30 protein-coding genes, 1 tRNA gene and 1 pseudogene are annotated in these 24,237 nt (G+C 71.8%); 22 read left to right on the forward strand and 10 right to left on the reverse strand.

Annotation, left to right across the window (positions count from 1 at the left end):
• Positions 1 to 21 precede the first annotated feature (21 nt).
• Positions 22 to 720: a TetR/AcrR family transcriptional regulator gene (locus ACFY7C_RS25510; RefSeq protein ID WP_389654620.1), complete on the forward strand. Its 699-nt coding sequence runs from the start codon at positions 22 to 24 to the stop codon at positions 718 to 720.
• Here ACFY7C_RS25510 and ACFY7C_RS25515 read toward each other — a convergent pair.
• Positions 708 to 1,307, reverse strand: coding sequence for a rhodanese-like domain-containing protein (locus ACFY7C_RS25515; protein WP_389654622.1), 600 nt, complete (start codon positions 1,305 to 1,307; stop codon positions 708 to 710). The genes ACFY7C_RS25510 and ACFY7C_RS25515 overlap by 13 nt on opposite strands.
• Positions 1,308 to 1,393: 86 nt before the next feature.
• On the opposite strand from ACFY7C_RS25515, the gene ACFY7C_RS25520 reads away from it, so the two are divergent.
• Positions 1,394 to 1,681, forward strand: a complete 288-nt coding sequence (locus ACFY7C_RS25520; protein WP_389654624.1) for a metal-sensitive transcriptional regulator — start codon at positions 1,394 to 1,396, stop codon at positions 1,679 to 1,681.
• Positions 1,682 to 1,906: 225 nt separating this feature from the next.
• Here ACFY7C_RS25520 and wrbA read toward each other — a convergent pair whose 3' ends face one another.
• On the reverse strand, positions 1,907 to 2,518 hold the full coding sequence (wrbA, locus tag ACFY7C_RS25525) for an NAD(P)H:quinone oxidoreductase (RefSeq protein WP_389654626.1): 612 nt from the start codon (positions 2,516 to 2,518) through the stop codon (positions 1,907 to 1,909).
• Between the two features lie 134 nt (positions 2,519 to 2,652).
• Between wrbA and ACFY7C_RS25530 the strand changes: the two genes are divergently transcribed.
• A complete protein-coding gene (locus ACFY7C_RS25530; RefSeq protein WP_389654628.1) occupies positions 2,653 to 3,393 on the forward strand; it encodes a TetR/AcrR family transcriptional regulator in 741 nt (246 codons plus the stop codon).
• Here ACFY7C_RS25530 and ACFY7C_RS25535 read toward each other — a convergent pair.
• Positions 3,390 to 4,463 (reverse strand): erythromycin esterase family protein, encoded by a 1,074-nt coding sequence (locus ACFY7C_RS25535; protein ID WP_389654630.1) that lies wholly within the window; start codon positions 4,461 to 4,463, stop codon positions 3,390 to 3,392. The genes ACFY7C_RS25530 and ACFY7C_RS25535 overlap by 4 nt on opposite strands.
• 51 nt (positions 4,464 to 4,514) lie before the next feature.
• On the opposite strand from ACFY7C_RS25535, the gene ACFY7C_RS25540 reads away from it, so the two are divergent.
• The 4 genes from ACFY7C_RS25540 (at position 4,515) to ACFY7C_RS25555 (ending at position 8,439) form a co-directional block, all read left to right on the forward strand.
• The gene (locus tag ACFY7C_RS25540) at positions 4,515 to 5,090 is read left to right on the forward strand and encodes an RBBP9/YdeN family alpha/beta hydrolase (protein WP_389654632.1); all 576 of its coding nucleotides are present in this window, start codon (positions 4,515 to 4,517) and stop codon (positions 5,088 to 5,090) included.
• Between the two features lie 10 nt (positions 5,091 to 5,100).
• Entirely contained in the window at positions 5,101 to 6,117 is a 1,017-nt protein-coding gene (gene pip, locus ACFY7C_RS25545; protein ID WP_389654634.1) for a prolyl aminopeptidase, read from the forward strand.
• Between the two features lie 41 nt (positions 6,118 to 6,158).
• The gene (locus ACFY7C_RS25550) at positions 6,159 to 6,770 is read left to right on the forward strand and encodes an HhH-GPD-type base excision DNA repair protein (protein ID WP_389654636.1); all 612 of its coding nucleotides are present in this window, start codon (positions 6,159 to 6,161) and stop codon (positions 6,768 to 6,770) included.
• Between the two features lie 115 nt (positions 6,771 to 6,885).
• Positions 6,886 to 8,439, forward strand: coding sequence for a M28 family metallopeptidase (locus tag ACFY7C_RS25555; RefSeq protein ID WP_389654638.1), 1,554 nt, complete (start codon positions 6,886 to 6,888; stop codon positions 8,437 to 8,439).
• 26 nt (positions 8,440 to 8,465) lie between these two features.
• Here ACFY7C_RS25555 and ACFY7C_RS25560 read toward each other — a convergent pair whose 3' ends face one another.
• Positions 8,466 to 10,154 (reverse strand): helicase HerA-like domain-containing protein, encoded by a 1,689-nt coding sequence (locus ACFY7C_RS25560; RefSeq protein WP_389654640.1) that lies wholly within the window; start codon positions 10,152 to 10,154, stop codon positions 8,466 to 8,468.
• A 106-nt stretch (positions 10,155 to 10,260) separates the two neighbouring features.
• Here ACFY7C_RS25560 and ACFY7C_RS25565 point away from each other — a divergent pair, with 106 nt between their 5' ends.
• Both ACFY7C_RS25565 and ACFY7C_RS25570 read left to right on the forward strand, forming a co-directional pair.
• Complete coding sequence (locus ACFY7C_RS25565) at positions 10,261 to 10,557, forward strand: type II toxin-antitoxin system VapB family antitoxin (RefSeq protein ID WP_003999914.1); 297 nt, start codon at positions 10,261 to 10,263, stop codon at positions 10,555 to 10,557.
• Between the two features lie 171 nt (positions 10,558 to 10,728).
• Positions 10,729 to 11,358 (forward strand): LytR C-terminal domain-containing protein, encoded by a 630-nt coding sequence (locus ACFY7C_RS25570; RefSeq protein WP_389654642.1) that lies wholly within the window; start codon positions 10,729 to 10,731, stop codon positions 11,356 to 11,358.
• A gap of 71 nt (positions 11,359 to 11,429) precedes the next feature.
• Here the strand turns inward: ACFY7C_RS25570 and upp are convergent, their stop codons facing one another.
• Complete coding sequence (upp, locus tag ACFY7C_RS25575) at positions 11,430 to 12,065, reverse strand: uracil phosphoribosyltransferase (protein WP_389654644.1); 636 nt, start codon at positions 12,063 to 12,065, stop codon at positions 11,430 to 11,432.
• Positions 12,066 to 12,152: 87 nt separating this feature from the next.
• Between upp and ACFY7C_RS25580 the strand changes: the two genes are divergently transcribed.
• The 9 genes from ACFY7C_RS25580 to ACFY7C_RS25620 all read left to right on the forward strand — a co-directional run bounded on the left by ACFY7C_RS25580 (position 12,153) and on the right by ACFY7C_RS25620 (position 17,868).
• A complete protein-coding gene (locus tag ACFY7C_RS25580) occupies positions 12,153 to 12,377 on the forward strand; it encodes a hypothetical protein (RefSeq protein WP_389654646.1) in 225 nt (74 codons plus the stop codon).
• 235 nt (positions 12,378 to 12,612) lie between these two features.
• On the forward strand, positions 12,613 to 13,152 hold the full coding sequence (locus ACFY7C_RS25585; protein ID WP_389654648.1) for a hypothetical protein: 540 nt from the start codon (positions 12,613 to 12,615) through the stop codon (positions 13,150 to 13,152).
• Between the two features lie 146 nt (positions 13,153 to 13,298).
• A complete protein-coding gene (tadA, locus tag ACFY7C_RS25590; protein ID WP_389655644.1) occupies positions 13,299 to 13,727 on the forward strand; it encodes a tRNA adenosine(34) deaminase TadA in 429 nt (142 codons plus the stop codon).
• A gap of 68 nt (positions 13,728 to 13,795) precedes the next feature.
• Positions 13,796 to 13,883 (forward strand) — tRNA-Ser (locus tag ACFY7C_RS25595).
• Between the two features lie 338 nt (positions 13,884 to 14,221).
• Positions 14,222 to 14,386 (forward strand): hypothetical protein, encoded by a 165-nt coding sequence (locus ACFY7C_RS25600; protein WP_164986384.1) that lies wholly within the window; start codon positions 14,222 to 14,224, stop codon positions 14,384 to 14,386.
• 54 nt (positions 14,387 to 14,440) lie between these two features.
• Positions 14,441 to 14,740, forward strand: coding sequence for a Dabb family protein (locus ACFY7C_RS25605; RefSeq protein ID WP_389654650.1), 300 nt, complete (start codon positions 14,441 to 14,443; stop codon positions 14,738 to 14,740).
• A 209-nt stretch (positions 14,741 to 14,949) separates the two neighbouring features.
• Positions 14,950 to 15,798 (forward strand): RNA polymerase sigma factor SigF, encoded by an 849-nt coding sequence (locus ACFY7C_RS25610; RefSeq protein ID WP_389654652.1) that lies wholly within the window; start codon positions 14,950 to 14,952, stop codon positions 15,796 to 15,798.
• Between the two features lie 235 nt (positions 15,799 to 16,033).
• Positions 16,034 to 17,062 (forward strand): RNA polymerase sigma factor SigF, encoded by a 1,029-nt coding sequence (locus ACFY7C_RS25615; RefSeq protein WP_389654654.1) that lies wholly within the window; start codon positions 16,034 to 16,036, stop codon positions 17,060 to 17,062.
• Positions 17,063 to 17,133: 71 nt separating this feature from the next.
• Positions 17,134 to 17,868, forward strand: a complete 735-nt coding sequence (locus tag ACFY7C_RS25620) for a hypothetical protein (RefSeq protein ID WP_389654656.1) — start codon at positions 17,134 to 17,136, stop codon at positions 17,866 to 17,868.
• 43 nt (positions 17,869 to 17,911) lie between these two features.
• Here the strand turns inward: ACFY7C_RS25620 and ACFY7C_RS25625 are convergent, their stop codons facing one another.
• Both ACFY7C_RS25625 and ACFY7C_RS25630 read right to left on the reverse strand, forming a co-directional pair.
• Positions 17,912 to 18,157, reverse strand: coding sequence for a hypothetical protein (locus tag ACFY7C_RS25625; protein ID WP_389654657.1), 246 nt, complete (start codon positions 18,155 to 18,157; stop codon positions 17,912 to 17,914).
• Between the two features lie 36 nt (positions 18,158 to 18,193).
• Entirely contained in the window at positions 18,194 to 18,577 is a 384-nt protein-coding gene (locus tag ACFY7C_RS25630; RefSeq protein WP_389654659.1) for a hypothetical protein, read from the reverse strand.
• 122 nt (positions 18,578 to 18,699) lie between these two features.
• Between ACFY7C_RS25630 and ACFY7C_RS25635 the strand changes: the two genes are divergently transcribed.
• Both ACFY7C_RS25635 and ACFY7C_RS25640 read left to right on the forward strand, forming a co-directional pair.
• Positions 18,700 to 19,647: a Scr1 family TA system antitoxin-like transcriptional regulator gene (locus tag ACFY7C_RS25635; protein ID WP_389654661.1), complete on the forward strand. Its 948-nt coding sequence runs from the start codon at positions 18,700 to 18,702 to the stop codon at positions 19,645 to 19,647.
• Positions 19,616 to 19,720: pseudogene (locus ACFY7C_RS25640) on the forward strand (DUF397 domain-containing protein); the annotation flags it as partial. The gene ACFY7C_RS25635 and the pseudogene ACFY7C_RS25640, both read left to right, overlap by 32 nt.
• Positions 19,721 to 19,733: 13 nt before the next feature.
• Here the strand turns inward: ACFY7C_RS25640 and ACFY7C_RS25645 are convergent.
• The 3 genes from ACFY7C_RS25645 to ACFY7C_RS25655 form a co-directional block, all read right to left on the reverse strand.
• Positions 19,734 to 20,072 carry a DoxX family protein gene (locus ACFY7C_RS25645; RefSeq protein ID WP_389654663.1) on the reverse strand — a complete coding sequence of 113 codons (339 nt, stop codon included), beginning with the start codon at positions 20,070 to 20,072 and terminating at the stop codon, positions 19,734 to 19,736.
• A gap of 111 nt (positions 20,073 to 20,183) precedes the next feature.
• Positions 20,184 to 21,410, reverse strand: a complete 1,227-nt coding sequence (locus ACFY7C_RS25650; protein ID WP_389654665.1) for a glycosyltransferase — start codon at positions 21,408 to 21,410, stop codon at positions 20,184 to 20,186.
• A 306-nt stretch (positions 21,411 to 21,716) separates the two neighbouring features.
• Positions 21,717 to 21,950 (reverse strand): hypothetical protein, encoded by a 234-nt coding sequence (locus ACFY7C_RS25655; RefSeq protein ID WP_389654667.1) that lies wholly within the window; start codon positions 21,948 to 21,950, stop codon positions 21,717 to 21,719.
• A 193-nt stretch (positions 21,951 to 22,143) separates the two neighbouring features.
• Between ACFY7C_RS25655 and ACFY7C_RS25660 the strand changes: the two genes are divergently transcribed.
• Positions 22,144 to 22,587 carry a MarR family winged helix-turn-helix transcriptional regulator gene (locus ACFY7C_RS25660; RefSeq protein ID WP_389654669.1) on the forward strand — a complete coding sequence of 148 codons (444 nt, stop codon included), beginning with the start codon at positions 22,144 to 22,146 and terminating at the stop codon, positions 22,585 to 22,587.
• Between the two features lie 28 nt (positions 22,588 to 22,615).
• On the forward strand, positions 22,616 to 24,211 hold the full coding sequence (locus tag ACFY7C_RS25665; RefSeq protein WP_389654671.1) for an MDR family MFS transporter: 1,596 nt from the start codon (positions 22,616 to 22,618) through the stop codon (positions 24,209 to 24,211).
• Positions 24,212 to 24,237: the final 26 nt, after the last annotated feature.

The raw sequence follows: 24,237 nt of genomic DNA on the forward strand, positions 1-24,237 counted from the left end.
TGCAGCGGTAGGCTGGGCACCATGACGACCGACGCCGTGAAGGCCGCACCCAGCGGGGCCCGCGCCGCCCGCAAACGCCAGGCCATCGTGCGGGCCGCCCGCGCCCTCTTCCTCCGTGAGGGCTTCGGGGTCGGCATGGACGCCATCGCCGCCGAGGCCGGCGTCTCCAAGGTGACCGTCTACAACCACTTCGGCAGCAAGGAGGCCCTCTTCACGGCCGTCGTCGCCGGCGCCCTCGACGATCCCCTGGGCAAGCCGGGAGCCGAGGCGGGAAACGAGGCGGGGGGCGACCCCGGCGGCATGGGGACCGGCGGCCCCGACCTCGGCCGCCTCGCCGCGGCGACGGACGCGGCGGGCCTCAAGACCGCGCTCACCGACACCGGCCGCGCCTGGCTCCTGGCCGTACGCGCCGACGAAGAGGGCCGCGCCCTGCGCACCCTCGTCGCCACGGAGGCCCACCGCTTCCCCGAACTGGGCCGCGCCTGGCGCGAATACGGCCCGGCCGGCCACCACCCGGCCGTCGCCGGCGCCCTGCGCACCCTCGCGGACCGGGGGCTCCTGGAGATCCCCGACCTGGAGGTCGCGGTCCTCCAGCTCTACTCGCTGCTGGTCTTCCCGCAGATGGTCTTCGACCAGTACGGGGCCGAGCTCGGCGACGACCTGAGCGAGCGGCTCCTCACGGACGGCGTGGAGATGTTCCTGCGTCGTTACGCCTCCTGACGCCCGTCCCGTACCGGCGCCGCACCGTCACGAGCACCGACCCCCGCGCCCGCGCCCGCTTGGTTGTACGGGAGCTTCCCGAGCAGCACCGCCATGGCGCAGGTGTTCGTGAGCGCCGAGAAGACGAGGCCGCCCGCGACCGCCGCGGCGAGCAGTTGCAGGGCGGGGTGCACGAACACCCCGAGCAGCAGCCCGAGCAGGACCAGCGAGCCCGCGACCAGCCGGACCTGGCGGTCCATCGCCCACGGGACACGGGCCGGGGCGCCGGCCGGGCGCTCCAGGGCGTATCCACGGGCCGCCCAGCCGCTCGTGCCACCGGCGAGGTCGATCGCGGCGACGCCCCGCGCGGCGAGCCGGCCGCAGGCGGCGGCGGAGCGGCCGCCGGACTGGCAGACCACGAGCAGCGAGCCGCGGGCCGCGGCCTCCTCCAGGTCGGGCACGGCCCGGTCGAGGCGGTCGAGCGGCACGTTCAGCGCGCCGGGCAGGTGGCCGCCGGCGTACTCGGCGGGGGTGCGGACATCGACGACGGTCAGCTCGCCGAGGCGGGCGTGGGCCTGGTCGGCGTCGAGCGACGAGGGCGTGTTCATGGCAGGTGACATCCTTGGACGCGTACGGAGACGAACCCCATGGCGGGGAGTAAATTACCCCCCGGGGTATCTGTGGAGGAGTGATCGTGGAACTGGATCTCGCGGGCGCCGAGCTGAAGGCCGTGCTGAACCGGCTGCGGCGAGCGCAGGGGCAGATCTCCGGGGTCATCCGCATGATCGAGGAGGGCCGCGACTGCGAGGAGGTCGTGACCCAGCTGGCCGCCGCCTCCCGGGCCCTCGACCGGGCCGGCTTCGCGATCATCGCGACCGGCCTCCAGCAGTGCCTGACGGACGTGGAGGACGCCCGGAAGAACGGCGAGGACCGCGACCAGATGCGGGCCCGCCTGGAGAAGCTCTTCCTGTCCCTGGCATAGTTCCCGGCCGTCCGCCGGCGCTCGCGCGAAGGGGCGCGAGACCGCCCGGTCGAGTGACCCGGCGCCACCGGGACGGGCGAGCGGCGCCGCCGGCGCGTTGACGCCGACGGCCACCGGTCCACATCGCCCCCCACGCCCGGAGCCCCTCTTCCACAAACGCACCGTGGCCCCCGGCATCGTCATGCCGGGGGCCACGGGGGCGGTTCGGGTCGGTCTCGGGCGGGGTCAGTCGACCGCGAGGCCCTTCAGACGCTTGGCGATCCTGGTGAGGCGCTCGCCCTGGTAGCGGGCGGCGGCCAGGACGTTCTCCGCGGGGGCGCCGTTGGCGCCGGGGTGGGCGGTGCCGTAGGGGTTGCCGCCGGCGGCGTAGACGGTCTGGTCGGTGAAGCCGGGGGAGACGATGACCGAGCCCCAGTGGTGGAAGGTGTTGTAGAGGGCGAGCAGCGTCGACTCGTTGCCGCCGTGCAGGTTGTACGCGCTGGTGAAGGCGGTGGCGGGCTTGTCGGCCATCACGCCCTGGTTCCACAGGCCGCCGGAGGTGTCGATGAACTGCTTCAGCTGGGCGGCGACGTTGCCGAAGCGGGTCGGCGAGCCGAGCGCGTACGCGTCCGCCCACTCCAGGTCGTCGAGGGTGGCGACCTCGACCGCGTCGGCGGTGGCGTCGACGTGCTCGCGCCAGGCGGGGTTGGAGTCGATGGCCGCGTCGGGGGCGAGCTCGGGGACCCGGCGGAGCCGGACCTCGGCGCCGGCCTTCTCGGCGCCCTCCGCGACGGCCTGGGCGAGCTGGTGGACGTTCCCCGTGGCCGAGTAGTAGATGACGGCGACCTTGACGGACATGACGAGCCCTCCTGAAAACCGGATTACTTTCCGCTTCAACGAGAACCAAGGTAAGCGGACACCTATCCGTTTAGCAAGGGGGGTGGGTATGCTCAGGTCAGGAGGGGGAGCGCGCGAAAGGCAGGCGACGGCACATGAGCAGCACGAGGAAACGGCAGACAGGAACCGGCACCGCCACCGGCACCGGCACCAGCACCGGTGGCAGCAGCGGCAGCGACCGCGGCGACCGACCGGTCGACGCGCCCGCTCCCACACCCGCGCCCACGCCCCTGCTCAGCCTGCTGCCGACCGTCGGCGGCCCCGCCCCCGAGCGCGCCGACGCCGCCCGCAACCGCCGCAAGATCCTCGACGCCGCCGCCCGGATCGTCGCCGAGGACGGCCCCGAGGCCGTCACCATGAACCAGGTCGCCCACGCCAGCGGCATCGGCGTCGGAACGGTCTACCGTCGCTTCGGCGACGTCTCCCAGCTGCTGTGGGCACTCCTCGACGACCGCGAGCGCCAGTTCCAGGAGGCGTACCTCAGCGGTCCGCCGCCCCTGGGCCCCGGCGCGCCGGCGGCAGAGCGCCTGGACGCCTTCCTCGACGCGCTCGTCGACCGGGTCGTCGAACAGCGCGAGATCCTCCTCGCCGCCCAGACCGCCGCGCCCACCGCGCGCTACACCAGCGGCGCCTACCTCGCGATGCACACCCACCTGACCCTGCTGATCTCCCACGCCCGCCCCACCACCAACGCCCCTCTCCTCGCCCACCTCCTCCTGGCTCCGTTCTCCCCGAGCCTGATGCACCACCTGTCCCAGGAGCAGCAGCTCTCGGCCGAGGACCTGAAGGCGGGCATCCGCCAGCTGCTCACCCTCAAGCAGCCCACCGAGAGCTAGAGCGGCGTGGACGGCGTCGACACCGGGACGTACGCCAGGCCGTCGTACTCCTCCCCCGGCACCGTCGGCATGACGTTCCGGCGGTAGAAGCCCCGGGACACGTACGCGCCGTACGAGCGGGATCCGAGCGATTCCCCGCCCCAGGGCTCCGGCGCGGCCCTCAGGTCGCGGAGGTGCTCGCCCCGGTCCGCGAGCCGGGCCTCCAGCGAACCGGGCGGCGGCGGGCCGACGCGGTTGACGGCGACGGGCGAGGGGCGCCGCAGGCGCGGGCCCCAGGGCCCCGGCCACATCCGGCGGGCCCGGAAGGCACCCTCGCCGAAGAAGAGGCCGAGCGCGTAGTACGCGGAGCCGTGCCGTTCCCGCAGCAGGCCGCCCATCACCCCGTCCCTTACGGCCACATGGCCGTTGTGGGCCCACAGCGCGACCCCGGCGTCGGTGGTGGCGAGCAGCTCGTCGACCGCGTCCGCCATGTAGCCGTCCCGCACCCCGAACAGCTCCTGCCGTGGCCGCGTGACCACGTCCGCGACCCGTACGAGCATCCGCGCGTGCCGTACGTCCTCCGGGTCGAAGAGGCCCTCGGCCAGCGCCCGTGCCGCCTCCGTCAGCTCGGCCCGACGCTCCGGCAGGGAACCCGGCTGCGCGTCCGCCAGCACCGCGAGCGCCCCGGCCCGGTCCCCGAAGTGCGCCACCGACACCCCGCAGCGCTGCGGGTCGATCCCCGCGAAGCCGACCTGCTCGGCCGGTGACCGCCCCCGGTTGTAGGCCCTCAGCCACTCCAGCAGGTCCAGGACCTCGCGGGTGCGCCAGGTCCAGAAGCCGAGCCCGCCGAGGACCGCGGCGCCGTCGCCCGGCTCGCCCCGGCCCCGTACGTACGCGTCCACCGCGGGCGCGGCCGAGGCGCTCGCCTCCATCGCGAAGGTGCGAAAGCCGTGCTCCGTGACCAGGTATCGCACCAGCCGGTGCTTCAGGCGGAAGAACTCCGCCGTGCCGTGCGTCGATTCGCCGAGGCCGACCAGCCGCACCCCTGCCAGCGCCGCGCCGAACTCCCGCAGTCCCCGTAAGCCGTCCATCCCTCGAAACTACCCTGGACCCCGCCCCCGCCCGGCCCCAAGATCGGTGACGTGACCACCTACCTCATCCTGCACGGGTTCCAGAACCATCGTCCGGCCGGCCACTGGCAGCACTGGCTCGCCGCGGAGCTGCGCGAGCGCGGGCACGAGGTGCGGTATCCGCAGTTGCCGGAGGCGGACGCTCCGGAGTTGGAGCGGTGGCTGGACGCGCTGGAGGAGCACGGGAAGCGGTCCGGGGACGGGGAGGACGGGGAGTTCGTCGTGCTGGCGCACAGTCTCTCCGTGCTGCTGTGGCTGCGCGCGGGCGCGCGGCGGCCCGAGGCGGACCGGGTGCTGCTCGTCGCTCCGCCCTCGCCGGCCGTGACCGCGTCCATCCCCGAGATCGCCGCCTTCGCCGACGGCCTCGACCTCACCGAGCGCGGGCTGCGGGCCCGGCTGGTGTTCGGGGACGGGGACCCGTACTGCCCCGAGGGCGCCGACACGCACTACGGCGTGCCGCTCGGGCTCGACATGGACCACGTCCCGGGCGGCGGGCACCTCAACCCCGAGCACGGCGGCTACGGGCCCTGGCCCTCCGTGCTCGCCTGGTGCGAAAACCCGGCGACACGGGTGACCGGCGGCCACTAGCGTCGGCCGGATGACCAGCGCACCCCTCCCCGAGCGCCCTGACCGTCTCCCCGACCTTTTCCCTGACCGTTTCCCCGAGATCGAGCCGTACGACGAGGGCATGCTCGACGTCGGCGACGGCAACCGCGTCCACTGGGCCGTGTACGGCAACCCGGCCGGCAGGCCCGCCCTCGTCGTGCACGGCGGCCCCGGCTCCGGGTCCTCCCCGAACTCGCCCCGGCTGTTCGACCCGGAGGTCTACCGGGTCGTCCTCTTCGACCAGCGCGGCTGCGGCCGCTCGACCCCGCACGCGAGCGACCCGGCCGCCGACATGGCGGTGAACACCACCGCCCACCTGATCGCCGACATGGAGCGCCTGCGCACCCACCTGGGGATCGACCGCTGGCTGCTCTACGGCGGGTCCTGGGGGTCCACCCTGATCCTGGCCTACGCGGAGGCCTACCCCGAGCGGGTCACCGAGATCGTCATCACGGCCGTGACGACCACGCGCCGCTCGGAGACGGCCTGGCTGTACGAGGGGGTCGGCCGCTTCTTCCCGGAGGCGCACGAACGTTTCCGGGCGGGCGTCGACCACGCGGAGGACCCGGTCGGGGCGTACGCGGCCCGGATGAACCACCCCGACCGTGCCGTACGGGAGAAGGCGGCGGCCGACTGGTGCGCCTGGGAGGACGCCGTCCTGTCGATGGAGGGCCAGGGCACTCCGTACACCGACCGGGTCGACGACGCCCGGCTCGGGTTCGTCCGGATCTGCTCGCACTACTTCGCCCACGGCGCCTTCCTGGAGGAGGGCGCCCTGATCAGGGACGCGCACCGGCTCGCCGGGATCCCGGGCGTCCTGATCCACGGCTGGCTCGACATGGGCGGCCCGCTGATCACCGCCTGGGAGCTGGCCCGCGCCTGGCCGGACGCCGAGCTGCACGTGGTGGAGAGTGCCGGCCACCTCGGCGGCGGCGAGACCAGGCGTCTCGTCATGGGTGCCCTCGCCCGTTTCGGGGAGGAGGAGGCCGCGAGAGGCGCGAAAGGGTGAGCCACCGGGCGGCGCCTGCGCCCCGGCGGGATCATCGATACATGAGCCCCGTGATCCATCTCGCCCAGCAACCCGAGGCCGACGCGCTCCTCGGCCGCTCCCCGCTCGCCGCGCTGGTCGGCATGCTCCTCGACCAGCAGGTGCCGATGGAGTGGGCGTTCTCCGGCCCGTACACGATCGCGACCCGCATGGGCCACGACGACCTGGACGCGCACGAGATCGCGTCCCGGGATCCGGAGGGCTTCGCCGCGCTGCTCTCCGAGAAGCCGGCCGTGCACCGCTATCCGGGGTCCATGGCCCAGCGGATCCAGCAGCTGTGCCGGTTCCTGGTGGACGAGTACGGCGGCGACGCCGAGGCGGTCTGGTCGGACGCGGCGACGGGGAAGGAGCTCCTCGCCCGCCTGCAGGCGCTGCCGGGCTTCGGCAAGCAGAAGGCGCAGATCTTCCTGGCGCTGCTGGGCAAGCAGTACGGGGTGCGGCCGGAGGGCTGGCGTGAGGCGGCGGGCCCGTACGGCGAGCAGAACTGCCACCGCTCGGCGGCCGACATCACCGGGCCCGAGTCCCTGGCGAAGGTGCGGGCCCACAAGCAGGAGATGAAGGCCGCCGCGAAAGCCGCCAAAGCCGAGAAAACCACCAAACCGACCGAGAATTGACAACGCCTGATGTCAATCCTGTTCAAGCCGACAGGAATTGTGCGAGATGTGTTCCCAGAGGGCCCCGGCGATCGCTAACTTCCCCTCATCCTCGTACGCATCGGGAAGGACTTCTGTGAACGCATCCCAGCGCAGAGCCGCCGCCGTTCTGGCCGCCGCCGCACTCGCCACCCCGCTGGTGCTCGCCGCGCCCGCCACCGCCACCCCCGATCCGGGGGCCGCGCAGGCCCGCGACGCCGCCAAGCTGGCGAGGAAGCTGGTCCGCGAGACGTCCGCCCAGGACGCCTACAAGCACCTGCAGAAGTTCCAGGCGATAGCCGACTCGGCCGGCGGGCACCGCGCCGCCGGGTCCCTCGGCCACGACGCCTCCGCCGCGTACGTGTACAGCCGGATGAAGAAGGCCGGCTACGCCGTCACGTACCAGAAGTTCGACTTCGTCTACACCGAGACGCTCGCCGAGAAGGCCGCCGTCCTCTCCCCCGCCGCCCGCGAGCTGGCGATCCGGGCGATGACCTACACCAAGTCCACCCCCGTCGGCGGCATCAAGGCCGAGCTCGCCGCCGTCCCGGTCGACGCCGACGGCACCAGCGGCTGCGAGCCCGGCGACTTCGCCTCCGGCACCTTCACCGGCAAGATCGCGCTGATCAAGCGCGGCGGCTGCGCCTTCGCCGTCAAGCAGCAGAACGCCGCCGCGGCCGGCGCCGCCGGTGCCATCGTCTTCAACAACGCCGACGGCATCCTCTCCGGCACCCTCGGCGACCCGGCGGCCGGAAAGATCCCGACCGGCGGCATCACCAAGGACGAGGGCGAGAAGCTGCTCGCCGACCTCGCCAAGGGCCCGGTGAACCTCTCCTTCGAGATCCGCCAGCTCCAGGAGAAGCGGACCACCAACAACGTCATCGCGGAGACCAAGGGCGGCAACGCCGCCAACACCATCGTGCTCGGCTCCCACCTCGACTCCGTGACCGCGGGCCCCGGCATCAACGACAACGGCTCCGGATCCGCCGGCCTCCTCCAGGCCGCCCTGGAGCTCGCCGAGTCGAAGGACAAGGTCCGCAACAAGGTCCGCTTCGCCTGGTGGTCGGCCGAGGAGGTCGGTCTGCTCGGCTCCGAGCACTACGTCGACACCCTGTCGGAGCTCGGCAAGAAGGAGATCAAGCTCTACCTGAACTTCGACATGATCGCCTCGCCGAACTACGGGCAGTTCGTCTACGACGGCGACAACTCCGACGGCGTCGGCGCGGGCGCGGGCCCCGAGGGCTCCGCCCAGCTGGAGCGCGACATCAACGACTTCCTCGACGGGCGCGGAAACCCGCACGAGGGCACCGACTTCACCGGCCGCTCGGACTACGGCCCGTTCATCGCCGTCGGCATCCCCTCCGGCGGCACCTTCACCGGCGCCGAGGGCATCAAGACGGCCGGTCAGGCGGCGAAGTTCGGCGGCGAGGCGGGGGTCGCGTACGACGTGAACTACCACGCCAAGGGCGACGACCTCAGCAACATCAACATGACCGCGTTCGACATCAACATCGACGTCATCGCCAACGCCCTCGGCACCTACGCCCACGACATCAGCTCCCTGAAGAAGCCGGTCGTGTCCGTCCCGACCACCGGTGACGCGGGCAGCGGCGGCGGTCTGCACGAGGACCACCACGAGGTCACCGAGTAGTCACCTCCCGCGCCGTCGGGCCGGCGTCACCGCCTCCGGCGGGCCGTCCCGAAGACCGAGCGGGAGATCTCCCGGCCCAGCTGGGTGCCGATCGACCGCGCGAGGGACGTGAACAGACCACTGCCGACGACCTGTTCGGCGAGCGAGGGCTCCTCCTTCCGGCGGGGAGCCCTCTCCCGTTCCCTGTCCCGTGCCCTGTGCCGTTCGGTCTCCCGTCCGCTCACCTCGTCCCGCTCCTCCGCGGCACGCGCCGCGGCCTGCTCGGCCGCCTCCTCCGCCGCCCGCTGCTCGGCCGTCAGCCTCTCGTACGCCGACTCGCGGTCCACCGCCTCCGCGTACCGCCCGTACAGCGCCGAGCCCTTCACCGCCGCCTCCAGGTCGGCCGCCGGGACCGGCCCCATCAGCGACTCCGGCGCGCGAAGGCGGGTGGCCGCCACCGGTGTCGGAGCGCCCCTCTCGCTCAGGACGGTGATCACCGCCTCGCCCGTGCCGAGCCCGGTCAGCACCTCCTCCAGGTCGTACGCCGAGTTCGGGAAGGTCCGCACGGTCGCCTTCAGCGCCTTCGCGTCGTCCGGGGTGAACGCCCGCAGCGCGTGCTGGACCCGGTTGCCGAGCTGGGCGAGCACATCGGCCGGCACGTCCTTCGGCGTCTGGGTCACGAAGAAGACCCCGACGCCCTTGGAACGGATGAGCCGCACCGTCTGGGTGATCGACTCCAGGAACGCCTTCGACGCCCCGTTGAAGAGCAGATGCGCCTCGTCGAAGAAGAAGACCAGCTTGGGCTTGTCGAGATCGCCGACCTCCGGCAGATCGCCGTACAGATCCGCGAGCAGCCACATCAGGAAGGTGGAGAACAGCTGCGGCTTGTCCTGCACGGCCGGCAGCTCCAGTACGGAGACGATGCCGCGCCCGTCGGGGGCCGTGCGCAGGAACTCGGCCGTGTCGAACTCCGGCTCCCCGAAGAACCCGCCCGCGCCCTGCTGCTCGAACGCGGTGATCGCCCGCAGGATCACCCCGGCGGTGACCGTCGACAGACCGCCGATCCCCTTCAACTCGGGCCTGCCGAGATCGGAGACGAGGAAGGCCACCACCGCCCGCAGGTCCTTCAGGTCGACCAGCTCCAGGCCCTTGCCGTCCGCGTAGTGGAAGATCAGGCCGAGCGACTGCTCCTGGGTCCGGTTGAGCCCGAGCACCTTGGACAGCAGCAGCGGCCCGAAGCCGGTGACGGTGGCGCGGATCGGAATGCCGGCGGCGGCGGGCCCGGCGCCGGTCGCGCCGGCACCGGTCACCCCGGCACCGGTGGGCCCGGTCCCCGTCCCGCCGAGCCCGTAGAACTCGCAGGGGAATCCCGTCGCCGTCCACTCCTGCCCGACCTGCCCGGCCCGCTCGCGGACCCTCGCGCCGTCCTCGCCCGGGGCGGAGATGCCGGAGACGTCGCCCTTGATGTCGGCGAGGAAGACGGGCACGCCCTGCGCCGACAGCTGCTCGGCGATCAGCTGCAGCGTCTTGGTCTTGCCGGTGCCGGTCGCGCCGGCGACCAGACCGTGCCGGTTGAGCACCGGCAGCGGGATACGGACCCGCGCGTCCGGGTGACACGTGCCGTCCCAGAGCAGCGCCCCCAGATCGAGTGCCGGTCCGTCGAAGGCGTACCCCGCGGCGATCTCCGCCCAGGGCTCCGTCGCGGGGCCGTCCGAGGGCTGCTCACTCACACTCATGACGGACCCCTGTCCCGCTTGCGTACTGATTGATCCCGGTTTGACCCAGCATCGCACCGGGTCCGCGTGGCTGCGCCGGGAGCCGCTTGCCCGGTAGGCTTTCCGTGTGATCTTCAAGCGCATCGGAAACGGCCGGCCGTATCCCGACCACGGCCGGGAAAGCACCCGGCAGTGGGCGGACGTGGCACCGCGCCCGGTCCGCCTCGATCAGCTGGTGACGACCAAGGGCCAGCTGGACCTGGAGACGCTGCTCGCCGAGGACTCCACCTTCTACGGCGACCTCTTCGCGCATGTCGTGAAGTGGCAGGGCGATCTCTACCTGGAGGACGGACTGCACCGCGCGGTCCGTGCCGCGCTCCAGCAGCGCCAGGTGCTGCACGCCCGCGTACTGGAACTCGACTGACCCCTTCGGGGCTCCCGAACTCCTTGGGGCAGCCTGAACCCCTTCGGGGATCTCCCGTCGAAACCCCTCCGGGAGCCCCCGTGATCCTTTCGGGGCCCTTTCACCCCCATCCGGACGCGATCACATGATCATCCAGTAGGCATCACCCACGGGCGGCATTACGCTGCGCTCATGAGCATGCTCACTCCCCCCGGAATGGGCGGAAAATACCGCATCACGGGGGATGTCTACCCGCGCATGCGCCGCCCCCACCGCCGGCGCAGGATCGTCCTCGGGGCCGCGGCCGCCGTGCTCGTGCTCGGCGCGGCCGGCTGGGGAACGTTCCAGCTCGTCGACGTCTTCACCGGCGGCGACGGGAGGACCACCACCGCCGCCGGCCGGCGCGGCGACTGCAAGCCGGCCCCGAAGGCGACCGGGCAGCCCGCCGGCGCGCTTCCCAAGCCCGCCCAGATCACGGTCAACGTCTACAACGCGACGCCGCGCAGCGGCCTCGCGAAGACGACCGCTGACGAGCTGAAGAAGCGCGGCTTCGTCATCGGCAAGGTCGGGAACGCCCCCGCCGCCTACGACAAGAAGGTCCCCGGCACCGGCCTGTGGCTCGGCGCCCCCGGAGCCTCCAAGGGCATCTTCTCGGTCGTCGGCACGCAGCTGAAGGGCGCCACGACGAAGGTCGACGCCCGCACCACGGCGGACGTCGACCTGATCATCGGTACGGCCTTCAAGACCCTCGACCCGAAGGCGGCGGCGGACGCGGCGCTGATCGCGCTCAACAAGCCGAAGCCGGTCCCGGGCCGCTGCTGAACACCTCGCGGCCTCCGGCCACCCGCTGTGGCCGGGGGGCCGGGCGCCGGGGGGCCGGAGACGGGGAGGAACTAGCCGGCCGTGCCGTACATGCGGTCGCCCGCGTCGCCCAGGCCCGGCACGATGTAGCCGCTCTCGTTGAGCCGCTCGTCGACCGAGGCCGTCACGACCGTCACCGGCGTGCCCGCCAGCTCGCGCTCCATGATCTCGACGCCCTCCGGGGCGGCGAGCAGCACGACCGCGGTCACGTCGTCCGCACCGCGCTTGATCAGCTCCTGGATCGCCGCCACCAGCGTGCCGCCGGTCGCGAGCATCGGGTCCAGGACGTACACCTGTCGGCCCGACAGGTCCTCCGGCATCCGCGTCGCGTAGGTGGACGCCTCCAGCGTCTCCTCGTTGCGGATCATGCCGAGGAAGCCGACCTCGGCGGTCGGGAGCAGCCGCACCATGCCGTCGAGCATGCCGAGGCCGGCCCGCAGGATCGGGACCACCAGAGGCCGCGGGTGCGACAGCTTCACGCCGGTCGTCGACGTGACGGGGGTCTCGATGTCGACCTGCTCGGTGCGCACGTCCCTGGTCGCCTCGTAGGCCAGCAGGGTGACCAGCTCGTCGGCGAGCCGGCGGAAGGTCGGGGAGTCCGTGCGCTTGTCGCGCAGCGTGGTGAGCTTGTGGGCGACCAGCGGGTGATCGACGACGTGGAGACGCATGGCTCAACAGTAGCCGGGACTGGCGTCAACCCACGCCGTGGAGGGAAGGTGGGGACACAGGTACCCAGTCATGGGGTGGTGTGGCCTATGCCCGACGACCTGGACAAAAAGCCCGGCGAGGCGACCTCGGCAAGGGAGGAGCCCCGTCAGGGACGCGAGGAGCAGGAGACCGACGCGGAGCGCCGCAGGCGCCGCGCCCAGTTCCTGCGCGAGCTGAACGAGGCCAAGGCGCTGCGCGACCGCGTCCAGCCGCGGCGCGCCCGGGCGGCCCGGATGCGGCAGGCGATGCGCATGCGGACCTTCCGGTGGTGATCTTCCCGTGGTGACCCGCGCCGTACGGCCAAGGGGCTCCGCCCCCTCCCGGCTGTGCGCCCCCTGTGTGCGCCGGGGTCGCACGCCCGCCCGATCGCGGTGTCGTTCAGACTGATGCACGACGCAACAGCCGAAGACCTCTCCTGGAGCCCGGGTTTCTGTCACGATGCCGATTGGGCGGGGCATCAGGAGCGCGCCGCCGGATCATCACACCTCTGATCAGTGGGAGAGTCAGGTGTACTTCGCCGCACTGCTCGCGCGCACCGAAGACGGGTGGGAAGCGAGCGATACAGAGCTCGACAATGTGGAGACGCTGGCGGACCTGGCCGATCTGGCCCGCGAGTCCGCAGCCGACGACGGAGACACGGTGATCGTCTTCATCGAGCAGGAGGAGGAGTGGTTCGCCCTCGTCCGCGTCGACGGCGAGGACGACCCCCGGATCTTCGTCTCCAACGCGGCGGCCGCGGCCCGTTCCTCGTACGGGGAGATCCTCACCTCCGAGCTCCTCGGCGACGACGACCGGGACGACGACCTGGACGAACTGGTCGACCTGGACGGCACCGAGGACGGCGAGCCGGAGACGGACGAGGACGAGGACGACGACGTGGTGGCCACGACCGGCATCGTGCCGGTGGGACCGCTCGGCGACGTGCAGGTCCTGGCCGACCTCGGCCTGACCGAGAAGCAGCTCCTCGGCCTGCAGGCCGACGCCGACGCCCTCGGGGAGATCGCGGACGCGATCGGCGCCTCGGACATCCTGGAGACCGTGCGCTAGTGCCCCTCGCCGTACGGGGCCCGGACTCGTCCGGGCCCGCCCCCGATCCCGCCCCCGATCCCCTCACCGGCCCCGACCCCATCACCGGTCCCGACCCCCTCACCGACCCCGACCCCGATCCCGTACGGGACCCCTGGCGGGACCCGATGCGGCTGGCCCTCGCCGAGGCGGACGAGGCCGCGCTGGCCGGTGACGTACCGGTCGGCGCGGTCGTGCTCGGCCCGGACGGCACGGTCCTCGCCCGCGGCCACAACGAGCGGGAGGCGACCGGCGACCCCACCGCCCACGCCGAGGTCCTCGCGCTGCGCCGGGCCGCCGCGGCGAGGGGCGAGTGGCGGCTGACCGGCTGCACGCTCGTCGTGACCCTGGAACCCTGCGTGATGTGCGCGGGCGCGCTCGTACAGGCGCGGGTCGAACGGGTGGTGTTCGGCGCCTTCGACGAGAAGGCGGGCGCGACCGGCTCCCTCTGGGACCTCGTCCGCGACCGGCGGCTCAACCACCGGCCCGAGGTGATCCACGGCGTCCTCGAAGCGGAGTGCTCACAGCAGTTGACCCGCTTCTTCCGTGACCGCTGACGCGGCCGCTGACCTGCCCGGACATACGGATTTCAGTCCACGGGCACCTTTGGGCTAAGCTCTCTCTCGGTAGCGTGTCCGAGCGGCCGAAGGAGCTCGCCTCGAAAGCGAGTGTGGCGCAAGTCACCGAGGGTTCAAATCCCTCCGCTACCGCCAGAGAGAAGGCCCGGTGCATCGCACCGGGCCTTCTTCTTTCATGTGGTGGCCGGGGGGAGCGGCATCGGGGGGACAAGCCGCTCCCCCCGATGAGAACCGGTCCTGCCAGTCCTGCGCCGCGGTCAGGGGGGAAGCTCGCGGCGCGGACCCCGCAGTGAGGGCCGGTTCCTCAGCCCCGCGGATTCCTGCCAGATCCGCCGGGCTCGACATCCATACTGCGCGCCCGTCACCCGTCCGGGGGGCGGCAAAAGACCCCGATCGCCGGGCCCTTGGTCCATAAAGGCTCGGTTAGACTCACGCGACCGGGGAGGCCGAGGAGGGCCGGGGAGGGCGGAAGCATGGCTCAGGCGAAGAAGATCGCGCTCTACGCGGTCGTGGTCTTTGTGCTGTACACGATCATCACGTCCCCCGCCCGGGCGGCGGATCTCGTCCAGGTAGGGTTCGAGGGCATATCGAGCGCCGCTCAAGGCGTCGGCCAGTTCATGACCGAACTCGTCAACTAGGACGACACGCAACCGCCCCTAGGACGACGACCCAGCACTTCCGGGAGTACCGCCGTGATCCGCCATCTGGTCCTCTTCAAGCTCAACGACGGCGTCCGGCGCGACGAGCCCCGAGTGATCGCCGGCGTGGAGGCCTTCCGCGCGCTCGGTTCGCAGATCCCGGAGCTGAGGTTCTGGGAGTGCGACTGGAACATCACGGACCGGCCGATCGCGTACGACTTCGCCATCAACTCGGCCGTCGAGGACAAGGACGCCCTCCAGCGCTACCTCGAGCACCCGGCCCACCAGGCGGGCGTCGCCCAGTGGCGCGAGTTCGCCACGTGGGTGATCGCCGACTACGAGTTCCAGGGCTGAGCCCTTCCCCATCGGCTGAACCCCGGCCGAACCCGGCTTCACCCCGGGGCCGCGCGCCACGAACGCGCAGGCCTCGGGGTTTTTGCTGCCCAACTTCCCCCTCAACACGTAGTTATGCGGTGCTTGCACACAGTGGACATGTCTTGTGATGCTATGACCGCTTTTGACGGATGAGTCGACCGAAGTTGACGAGAAGGGGTGGCGTGAACGTGCCGGCCAGTACAGCGCCTCAGGTCCCGCCCCAGAACGAGGCCGGGACCACCCCCGACACGCCCCGCCCACGCCCCCAGAGCACCCGCGGCGCCGACACCCGCGCCCTGACCCAGGTGCTCTTCGGCCAGCTCAAGAACCTGGAGCCGGGCACCCCCGAGCACCACCGCGTCCGCGGGGCCCTGATCGAGGCCAACCTGCCCCTCGTGCGGTACGCCGCCGCCCGCTTCCGCAGCCGCAACGAGCCGATGGAGGACGTCGTCCAGGTCGGCACGATCGGCCTGATCAACGCCATCGACCGCTTCGACCCCGACCGGGGCGTGCAGTTCCCCACCTTCGCCATGCCGACGGTCGTGGGCGAGATCAAGCGCTACTTCCGCGACAACGTCCGCACCGTGCACGTCCCCCGCCGCCTCCACGAGCTGTGGGTGCAGGTCAACGGCGCCACCGAGGACCTCACCACCGCCCACGGCCGCTCCCCGACGACCGCCGAGATCGCCGAACGCCTCAAGATCGGCGAGGACGAGGTGCTCGCCTGCATCGAGGCCGGCCGCTCTTACCACGCCACCTCCCTGGAGGCGGCCCAGGAGGGCGACGGGCTGCCCGGACTGCTCGACCGGCTCGGCTACGAGGACCCCGCGCTCGCGGGCGTCGAGCACCGCGATCTCGTACGGCACCTGCTGGTCCAGCTCCCCGAGCGCGAGCAGCGGATCCTGATGCTGCGTTACTACAGCAACCTGACCCAGTCCCAGATCAGCCAGGAGCTCGGGGTCTCCCAGATGCATGTGTCAAGGCTCCTCGCCCGGAGCTTCGCCCGTCTGAGATCCGCAAATCGGATCGAGGCGTAGCTTGATCGGGTAGACCGGTTCGGAGCAGTTTTCAGCCGTCCCAAAAGCCGTACACCCCTTGTTTCCTGCGGATATTCACCGCCGTTGTGTCGACAAGTCACTACAGCGTGTTGCCGACATGTGACATTCTGCTGAGAGCGCGTTTGCCGCAGCCCCGCTGCCGGTATTCAGGTGGAGGCTGCGTTCCTCAGATGGTCGTGGCCGCCACGACCGTCCGCGACCTCAAGGGGGTGGCATGTCCGCAGATCAGGGCAGCTCGAAGGTGCTCACGCTCACGCCCATGCCCACGCAGACGACGGCGCCGACCGCCGCGGAGAGCGCCGAAGGCCCGCACGGCACGGCGACGGCCACCGCGTCCGTCACGGCCACGGCGACCGCCATCGACACCGTCCCCGCCATCGACACCGCCATGGTGGCCGACACCGCCGCGCCGGAGACCGACCAGGACGCCACGCTCGCCGCCGCCCCGCCGCCCGTCGCGCCCGAGGCCCTCGACACCCGCACCCTCTCCCGCTCCCTGTTCCTGCGCCTGCGCGCCCTGGACGACGAGGGCGCCGCCGCGGACAGCCCGGAGCGGACCTACGTCCGCGACACCCTCATCGAGCTCAACCTCCCCCTCGTGCGGTACGCGGCGGCCCGCTTCCGCTCCCGCAACGAGCCGATGGAGGACATCGTCCAGGTCGGCACCATCGGCCTGATCAAGGCGATCGACCGCTTCGACTGCGAACGGGGCGTGGAATTCCCGACGTTCGCGATGCCGACCGTCGTCGGCGAGATCAAGCGCTTCTTCCGCGACACCTCGTGGTCCGTCCGCGTGCCGCGCCGCCTCCAGGAGCTGCGCCTCGCCCTCACCAAGGCCAGCGACGAGCTCGCCCAGAAGCTCGACCGCTCCCCGACCGTGCCCGAACTCGCCGCGGTGCTCGGGGTGTCGGAGGAGGACGTGGTCGACGGCCTCGCCGTCGGCAACGCGTACACCGCCTCCTCGCTCGACTCCCCCTCCCCCGAGGACGACGGCGGCGAAGGCTCCCTGGCCGACCGCCTCGGCTACGAGGACACGGCCCTGGAAGGCGTCGAGTACCGCGAGTCGCTGAAGCCGCTGCTCGCCAAACTCCCGCCCCGTGAGCGGCAGATCATCATGCTCCGCTTCTTCGCCAACATGACCCAGTCGCAGATCGGCGAGGAGGTCGGCATCTCGCAGATGCACGTCTCCCGGCTGCTCACCCGCACCCTGGCCCAGCTCCGCGAGGGCCTGATCGCGGACTGAGCGGGGCCCTCCGAGGGCGAGTTCCCCCGTTTCGCTTCCTTGCTGACGACCCGTCAGTCACACTGACGACCATGTCCATGCGGCGATGGAAGCGACCGGGACTCGTGGTGGTCGCGCTCTGCCTCGGCGGAGCGCTGACCGCGTGCGGAGCGGGCGACGACGGCGACGGATACGCGGCGGTCGGCGCCGGCTCCGGCCCCGACCAGAAAGGCGCGGTCCCACCGTCCGGATCGGTCACCCTGGTCCCCCTGGACCCGGCGAAGCCCACCGACCCCGGACAGACGTCCAGCACGTCCCGCCCGTCGCCGAGACCCTCCACGGCCGATACGGCTCCGAGCGGTACGGCTCCGAGGGCGCCGGGCCGCCCGGGCGGCGCCGCGGCGACGGCGCCCCCTGCCGCCGAAGGGACCCCGCCCCCACCCCGCACGCCCGTCACAAGACCCTCACCACCGCCCTCGGCCCCCTCGGCGACGACACCGCCGTCCACCACCCCGACCGCCCCCGCCGCGCTCACCCTCTCCGCGCCCGTGCTCACCGACACCGACCGGCGCTGGTGCGAGAACGTCACCGTCACCATTCGCAACACCGGTGGCACAGCGGTCCGTTCGGGCACCGTCTCCTTCGCCACACACGTCATCGGCGCCCTCGGCGTCGACTGGGCGACCATCCGGTCCAGTCAGCCCCTCCCCGCCCCCCTCGCCGCCGGGACGGCCCGCACCCAGACGTACACGGTCTGCGTGGACTCCTGGCGGGTGCCGCTCGGCATGCGCGTCGACACCCGCGAGGTCACCGCCACCTGGCAGTGACCTCTCCGCAGATGGGGGTGTCGAGGCATCGCAGACCCGATGACTAGGGCTGCGGGCGCTCGACGACGTTGCCGTTGGAGCAGTTGTCGACCTGGTCGCCGACCCAGTCCCCGAGGACGGGCACGACGGCGACCTCCGCCCGGCAGACGGCTCCCGCGGTGAAGTTCCAGTTGTTGGCGGCGTTGACCCCGCTGCCGAAGGTGCCGTCCGGCTCGGGGGCGGCGTGGGCGGGCGCGGCGAGGGCGAGGGCGCTGATCGCGAGGGTGGCCATGACGGCCGGCTTCTTCATGTTCACGGCAGTGCCAACGAGCCCGGGCCCGCCGTGTCACTCCGGGTGACCCGCCCGGAGGTGCCGGCGCAGCAGGACGTTCGCGTCCGTCTCGGCGCTCCAGTCGAAGCGGGCGCGGGCCGCGGCACGGGCATCGGCCAGCTCGCCGCACTCGACGCAGTGCGGCACGGGTACGGGCGGGCGGCTCAGGTCGTACGCCGTCTCCGCCCGCTCGTTCGCGGCGCGCACCCCCGCGCTCAGCCGCTCGTCCCGGGTCGCGGGCCGCACCTTCTCGGGGTCCGCCTGCCACTCCCGCCCCCCGCCGAGCGGCCGCAGCATCGCGTACGGCCCGGCCTGCCCCCGGTACTCGCCGACCTTCCCGGCGACCGGGTCGTACACATACGCCCCGGGCTCCGCCCCGCACTCCGTGTGCCCTGCCATGCGTCGTCCTTCCACACTCACCCGATCGGGCGATTACTCTCCGTGCTTCCAGCGTTGCTCAATGGGAGGTGTGGCCACAACGCCTGCCGCGTGCCAAGGGCCACTGTCACGAGGGGGACGAAGTGGCCCAGAAGAACGCGAGGGCGCAGACGGAGGCTGCCACGACGGCCGAGGTGTTCGGCGAACTCCTCAGGCACTACCGCGAGTCGGCCCGGCTCACCCAGAGCGCGCTCGCCGGCCGGATCCCGTGCGATCGCTCGATGGTGGCGCGCGTGGAGGCAGGGACGCGGGTGCCGACGTGCGCGTTCGCCAGGACTTGCGACGAAGTGCTGGGAACGGGAGGGGTGTTGGCGAAGCTGTGGGAGAAGATCGACTGGTACCCGGAGGTGCAGCATCCGGACTGGTTCGAGCGCCGAGCCGAGATGGACGCGGAGGCGGTGGCGTTACGGGAGTACCAGACGCAGATGATGCCCGGCCTCTTGCAGACCCCGGAGTACGCGCACGCCCTGTTCTCTCGCGTGCCGAACGGCGAGGCGGTCGAGGACCGGGTCCGGGCGCGGCTGAGCCGCCAGCAGCGCTTCCTGGCCGAGGACGGCCCGTTGTACATCGTGGTGCTGGACGAGAGCTGCCTGCGGAACATGGTCGGTGACGCGACCGTCATGCGGGATCAGTGCACCCACCTGTTGCGGGTGGCCGAACACCCCAACATCGTGGTGCAGGTGGCGCCCTCCGACCGTCCCGGACTCCGTCGCCCGAACACGTCGGTGTCCTTGATCCGGCTGCCCGACGGGCATGAGTGGGTCTACTCGGAATCCCTTGACAGAGGCCATTTCAGCGACGATCCAAGCGACTTCGCGCGGCACACCCAGACCTATGATGTGCTCAGGGCAGGCGCTCTGTCAGTCCGCGAATCCGCCGCTCTGATCAGCGACATGATGGAAGGGTACGGGCACCATGCAGAGGCACGATCTGGCTGCGGCGACCTGGATCAAGAGCAGCTACAGCGGCGACAACGGCGGAAACTGCCTCGAAGTCGCCCCCGGATTCCCCGGCCTCGTCCCCGTACGTGACAGCAAGGCCCCGGAGGGCCCTGCCGTCGTCTTCGAGCGGGCGGCGTGGGAGACCTTCGTCCACAGCCTGTGAACAGTCCCGCGGGTCACACCAGGGCCAGGACGGCTACCGCCGGGGCCATGTAGAGCAGCGGGAACGGGACGTGCCCGTACGAGCGGGCGCGGATCACGGTGATCGCGGCCCCGGCGAAGTAGAGGACGAGACCGATCGCGGCGGCGACGCCGATCGCCGGGACGGCGTAGCCGACCAGGAGGCCGACCGCGCCGGCCAGCTTGGCGGCGCCGAGCCGGTTCCAGCAGGAGCGGGGCACGCCGTACTCGGCGAGCGGCTCCACGACGAACGTGGCGCGGGCGAGGATCGACACACCGGAGAACCCGGCCATGAACGCGGCGATGGCGGTGACGACGGTGGCGGTGGTGGACATCGTGGGCTCCTCGTGCGGACGGTGGTGAGCGCTTCTCGCTCACTCACCGCACTGACACCGCCCACGACGTCCGTGTGACCGCGCACGCGAAATTCTTTTTCGGAGCCGCCGTTACGCCGGTTCGCCGAAGCCGTCGAGCAGCAGCTTCGCGGTCCGCTCCGCACCGTCGGCGCGGACCGTGGGCGCCACCGTCCGTGCCGCGGCGGCGGTCTCGGGCGCGAGGGCCGTCGCCAGGGCGGCGGACAGGGAGTCGAAGGTCGGCACCGGGCCGTCGTGCGCCGCACCGATGCCGAGTTCGGCCACCCGGCCCGCCCAGTACGGCTGGTCCACGATCTGCGGGACGATCACCTGGGGCACTCCGGCCCGGGCGGCCGTGGTGGTGGTGCCGGCGCCGCCGTGATGGACGACGGCGGCCACCCTCGGGAACAGACGCTGGTGGTTCGCCTCGCCGACCGCCATGCAGTCGTCCCGGTCGTCGATCAGGCCGAGGTCGGCCCAGCCCCGGGAGACGAGGACGCGGCGGCCATGGGCCCGTACCGCCTCGATGGCGGCCCGGGCGGGCTCGGTCGAGCCCTGCATGCCCATGCTGCCGAAGCCGACGTACACCGGCGGTTCGCCGGCCCGCAGGAACGCCTCCACGTCGGCCGGGAGCGGGCGCTCGTCCGGCACGAACCAGGCACCGGTCTGCACGACGTCGAGCTCCGCCGGCCGCTGCCACGGGCCGAGGACCGGGTCCGCCGCGAGCAACGGCCGGCCGCCCATCGCGTAGTGGCGGACGCTGGGAACGGGCGGGAGCCCCACCTCGGTCCGGAGGGCGGAGAGCCCGGCGCCGAAGACGGCGTTCACGCTGTCGACGTCCAGGTCCCACAGGGTCCGGTTGTCGCTCACGTCCTCGGGGAGCGGGCGGCCCGGCAGCGGGTAGGGCGGGTGGTGGGGCGAGGGCAGCATCCCCGGGAAGAAGGTCACGTAGGCGTAGCGCAGGCCCTGCTTCTCGGCCGCCGTGCGGGCCCCGGTCACGGCCGGGAACAGGCCGGTGGCCAGGAGCGTGTCCGCCCCCTCGGCGGCCTCGGCCACCGCCGCGTACTGGGCCTTCGCCAGCGCGGCGACCCGCTCGGCCATGTCCTCCGGGGAGTTCGGCCTCGGCCCGGCCGCCAGCACCCGCACCGAATAGCGCACCGGCACCATCTCGACCCCGATGCCGGCCAGCCGGTCGGCGAACTCCTGGTCCCCCGGCGCGACCAGCCGCACCTCGGCCCCCGACTGCCGCAGCGCCAGCGCCAGAGCGGCCAGCGGCTCGACGTCCCCACGGGACCCGTACGACGACAACACCACGCGCATGCGGTGGCTCCCCCTTCGGCTTGCTCCTCGTCCGATTCCGGCGAGGCCGCCGATTCTGCGCCATGACCGGGGCCTTGCCGCAAGGCCCCCCGTGCGCTATAAGTTGAGAGTGGCGGGGAGCGCGTACGGCTCCCGGCCTTTTCTTTTGCCCTGCCCCGCTTCGCTGGTGACGGGCCTTCAGGTGCCGAGACGCGGACGGCCGGGCCGGAGGCCCCGGTGGTGGGGCGTCCGGTCCGGCCGGTCAGGGGTCTGTCCGCAACGGGCCTGCGAGGGGCCTTCGAGGGGCCTTCGAGAAGGTCGTGCGGGTCAGCCCAGGGCGAGCCAGGCCACGCCTGCCAGGACGGCGATCGCGACGACCACGCCGACGATCAGGCCCACCCGGGGGCCGGAGGAGGTGGCGGCAGCGGCCTGCGGCTGCCGCTGCGGAGTGCCCTCGTCGACGAAGGCGCGGAACATCTGGGTGCTGCCGGCGGGGTCGTAGGAGCCCTCGGGGGCCTGTCCGCCGCCCTGGCCGTACGGTGCTTGGGGGTTGTGTGCCATGGGCCGGACCCTAGCGAAGTCGGGGTGGCGGTCCCAAGCCCCGCCCTCCGGCCCTGCCCCGGACCTGCACCTCCCCTCCCCCCTTTGCCGATTCTTTAGGCCGCTTTGACCGATTTCATTTGCCTGGAGCAACCATCCATCTCTATGGTTGCCCTAAGCAACAAGATGCCGAGATCCTTCCCTGGAGAAGTGCATGGAGACACGGAGCCGGTACGAGGACCTCGCCCGATCGGTGAGCGCGATCGGGGCCGTCAAGCGCGGGCTCAGCCGTGCGCTGCCCGCCGACTGCCAGGGCGGGGCGGCGGCCGTCCTCGCCCTGGTCAAGCACCACGGCGACATGCGGACCAGCCGGCTGGCCGAGCTCATGGCCGTCGACATGTCCGTCTGCAGCCGCCATGTGGCCCACACCGTGGAGCACGGCTGGATCGAGCGACTGCCCGACCCGGACGACAAGCGCTCCCGGATCCTGCGGCTCACCACCGACGGCTTCGCCATGCTCGGCGAACTCGACCGGCGGGTGACCGAGGCCTTCTCCCGCCACCTCGCGGAGTGGTCCGACGACGACGTCGAACTGCTCACCCACCTGCTCGTCCGCCTCCGCGACTCCTTCGGGGACTGCCGGGCCCACCACGCCTGAGACTCACGCAAAGGAAGCAAAGGAATTCATGGCCACCACCGCGCCTGACACGGGTGTACGGGAGGGCCGCACCGACACCGCCGGTGCCGACGCCTCCGCCGCCCCGATGACGCACCGGCAGATCATGGAGGCGCTGTCCGGGCTCCTGCTCGGCATGTTCGTCGCCATCCTGTCCTCGACGATCGTCTCCAACGCCCTCCCGCAGATCATCACCGACCTCGGCGGCGGCCAGTCCGCCTACACCTGGGTCGTCACCGCCGCCCTGCTGTCGATGACGGCGACCACCCCGCTCTGGGGCAAGCTGGCCGACCTCTTCTCCAAGAAGCTGCTCGTCCAGATAGCCCTGGTGATCTACGTCGCCGGCTCGATCGTCGCCGGTCTCTCCCAGAACACCGGCATGCTCATCGCCTGCCGCGTCGTCCAGGGCATCGGCGTCGGCGGTCTGACCGCCCTCTCCCAGATCATCCTGGCTGCCATGATCGCCCCGCGGGAGCGCGGCCGGTACAGCGGCTACCTCGGCGCGGTCTTCGCCGTCGCCACCGTCGGCGGCCCGCTGCTCGGCGGCGTCATCACCGACACCGACTGGCTCGGCTGGCGCTGGTGCTTCTACGTCGGCGTGCCCTTCGCGCTCATCGCGCTCCTGGTGCTGCAGAAGACCCTGAAGCTCCCCGTCGTGAAGCGCCAGGTCAAGGTCGACTGGGCTGGCGCCCTCTTCATCAGCGCCGCCGTCTCCCTGCTCCTGATCTGGGTCACCTTCGCGGGCGACAAGTACGACTGGATGTCCTGGCAGACCGCCGTCATGGTGGGCGGCTCGATCGTCCTCGGCGCGGTGTTCGCGCTCGTCGAGTCGAGGGCCTCCGAGCCGATCATCCCGCTCCGGCTCTTCCGCAACCGCACGATCACCCTGGCCTCCCTGGCCTCGCTCTTCGTGGGTGTCGCGATGTTCGCCGGCACGGTCTTCTTCAGCCAGTACTTCCAGCTGGCCCGGAACGAGTCGCCGACGATGTCGGGCGTCCTCACCATCCCGATGATCGGCGGCCTGTTCGTCTCCTCCACCGTCTCCGGCATGGTCATCACCAAGACCGGCCGCTGGAAGGCCTGGCTGATCAGCGGCGGCGCCCTCGCCACCGGCGGCCTCGGCCTGCTCGGCACCATCCGTTACGACACGGAGTACTGGCACATCGCCGTCTTCATGGCGGTCCTCGGCCTCGGCCTCGGCATGATGATGCAGAACCTGGTGCTCTGCACCCAGAACCAGGTCGCCCCCTCCGACCTCGGCGCCGCCTCCTCCGTCGTCACCTTCTTCCGCTCCCTGGGCGGTGCGATCGGTGTCTCGGCGCTCGGCGCGGTCATGGCCCACCGGGTCACCGACTACGTCAAGGAGGGCCTGGCCGAGCTCGGCCCGAAGGCCGCGGCGGCCGTGGGCCAGGGCGGCGGTGGCATCCCGGACATGGACAAGCTGCCCGCCCCGATCCGTACGGTCATGGAGAGCGCGTACGGGCACGGCGTCGGCGACGTCTTCCTCTACTCGGCGCCGTTCGCGCTGCTCGCCTTCCTCGTGACGCTGTTCATCAAGGAGGTCGCGCTGAAGAGCAACACCGCGCAGCCGGAGAAGACCGGGTAACCAGGCAAAAAGCTCCCGGCCGCGCT

Source organism: Streptomyces sp. NPDC012769, assembly GCF_042901205.1.
Taxonomy (GTDB): domain Bacteria; phylum Actinomycetota; class Actinomycetes; order Streptomycetales; family Streptomycetaceae; genus Streptomyces.

Coding starts and splice junctions, on each gene's coding strand:
- ACFY7C_RS25580 (WP_389654646.1), top strand. CDS start 12,153: ATGCCCGACGACCTGGACAAAAAGCCCGGCGAGGCGACCTCGGCAAGG.
- ACFY7C_RS25655 (WP_389654667.1), bottom strand. CDS start 21,950: ATGGCACACAACCCCCAAGCACCGTACGGCCAGGGCGGCGGACAGGCC.
- ACFY7C_RS25510 (WP_389654620.1), top strand. CDS start 22: ATGACGACCGACGCCGTGAAGGCCGCACCCAGCGGGGCCCGCGCCGCC.
- tadA (WP_389655644.1), top strand. CDS start 13,299: ATGCGGCTGGCCCTCGCCGAGGCGGACGAGGCCGCGCTGGCCGGTGAC.
- ACFY7C_RS25550 (WP_389654636.1), top strand. CDS start 6,159: ATGAGCCCCGTGATCCATCTCGCCCAGCAACCCGAGGCCGACGCGCTC.
- upp (WP_389654644.1), bottom strand. CDS start 12,065: ATGCGTCTCCACGTCGTCGATCACCCGCTGGTCGCCCACAAGCTCACC.
- wrbA (WP_389654626.1), bottom strand. CDS start 2,518: ATGTCCGTCAAGGTCGCCGTCATCTACTACTCGGCCACGGGGAACGTC.
- pip (WP_389654634.1), top strand. CDS start 5,101: ATGACCAGCGCACCCCTCCCCGAGCGCCCTGACCGTCTCCCCGACCTT.
- ACFY7C_RS25530 (WP_389654628.1), top strand. CDS start 2,653: ATGAGCAGCACGAGGAAACGGCAGACAGGAACCGGCACCGCCACCGGC.
- ACFY7C_RS25630 (WP_389654659.1), bottom strand. CDS start 18,577: ATGGCAGGGCACACGGAGTGCGGGGCGGAGCCCGGGGCGTATGTGTAC.
- ACFY7C_RS25645 (WP_389654663.1), bottom strand. CDS start 20,072: ATGTCCACCACCGCCACCGTCGTCACCGCCATCGCCGCGTTCATGGCC.
- ACFY7C_RS25535 (WP_389654630.1), bottom strand. CDS start 4,463: ATGGACGGCTTACGGGGACTGCGGGAGTTCGGCGCGGCGCTGGCAGGG.
- ACFY7C_RS25660 (WP_389654669.1), top strand. CDS start 22,144: ATGGAGACACGGAGCCGGTACGAGGACCTCGCCCGATCGGTGAGCGCG.
- ACFY7C_RS25560 (WP_389654640.1), bottom strand. CDS start 10,154: ATGAGTGTGAGTGAGCAGCCCTCGGACGGCCCCGCGACGGAGCCCTGG.
- ACFY7C_RS25515 (WP_389654622.1), bottom strand. CDS start 1,307: ATGAACACGCCCTCGTCGCTCGACGCCGACCAGGCCCACGCCCGCCTC.
- ACFY7C_RS25570 (WP_389654642.1), top strand. CDS start 10,729: ATGAGCATGCTCACTCCCCCCGGAATGGGCGGAAAATACCGCATCACG.
- ACFY7C_RS25600 (WP_164986384.1), top strand. CDS start 14,222: ATGGCTCAGGCGAAGAAGATCGCGCTCTACGCGGTCGTGGTCTTTGTG.
- ACFY7C_RS25625 (WP_389654657.1), bottom strand. CDS start 18,157: ATGAAGAAGCCGGCCGTCATGGCCACCCTCGCGATCAGCGCCCTCGCC.
- ACFY7C_RS25620 (WP_389654656.1), top strand. CDS start 17,134: ATGTCCATGCGGCGATGGAAGCGACCGGGACTCGTGGTGGTCGCGCTC.
- ACFY7C_RS25615 (WP_389654654.1), top strand. CDS start 16,034: ATGTCCGCAGATCAGGGCAGCTCGAAGGTGCTCACGCTCACGCCCATG.
- ACFY7C_RS25665 (WP_389654671.1), top strand. CDS start 22,616: ATGGCCACCACCGCGCCTGACACGGGTGTACGGGAGGGCCGCACCGAC.
- ACFY7C_RS25650 (WP_389654665.1), bottom strand. CDS start 21,410: ATGCGCGTGGTGTTGTCGTCGTACGGGTCCCGTGGGGACGTCGAGCCG.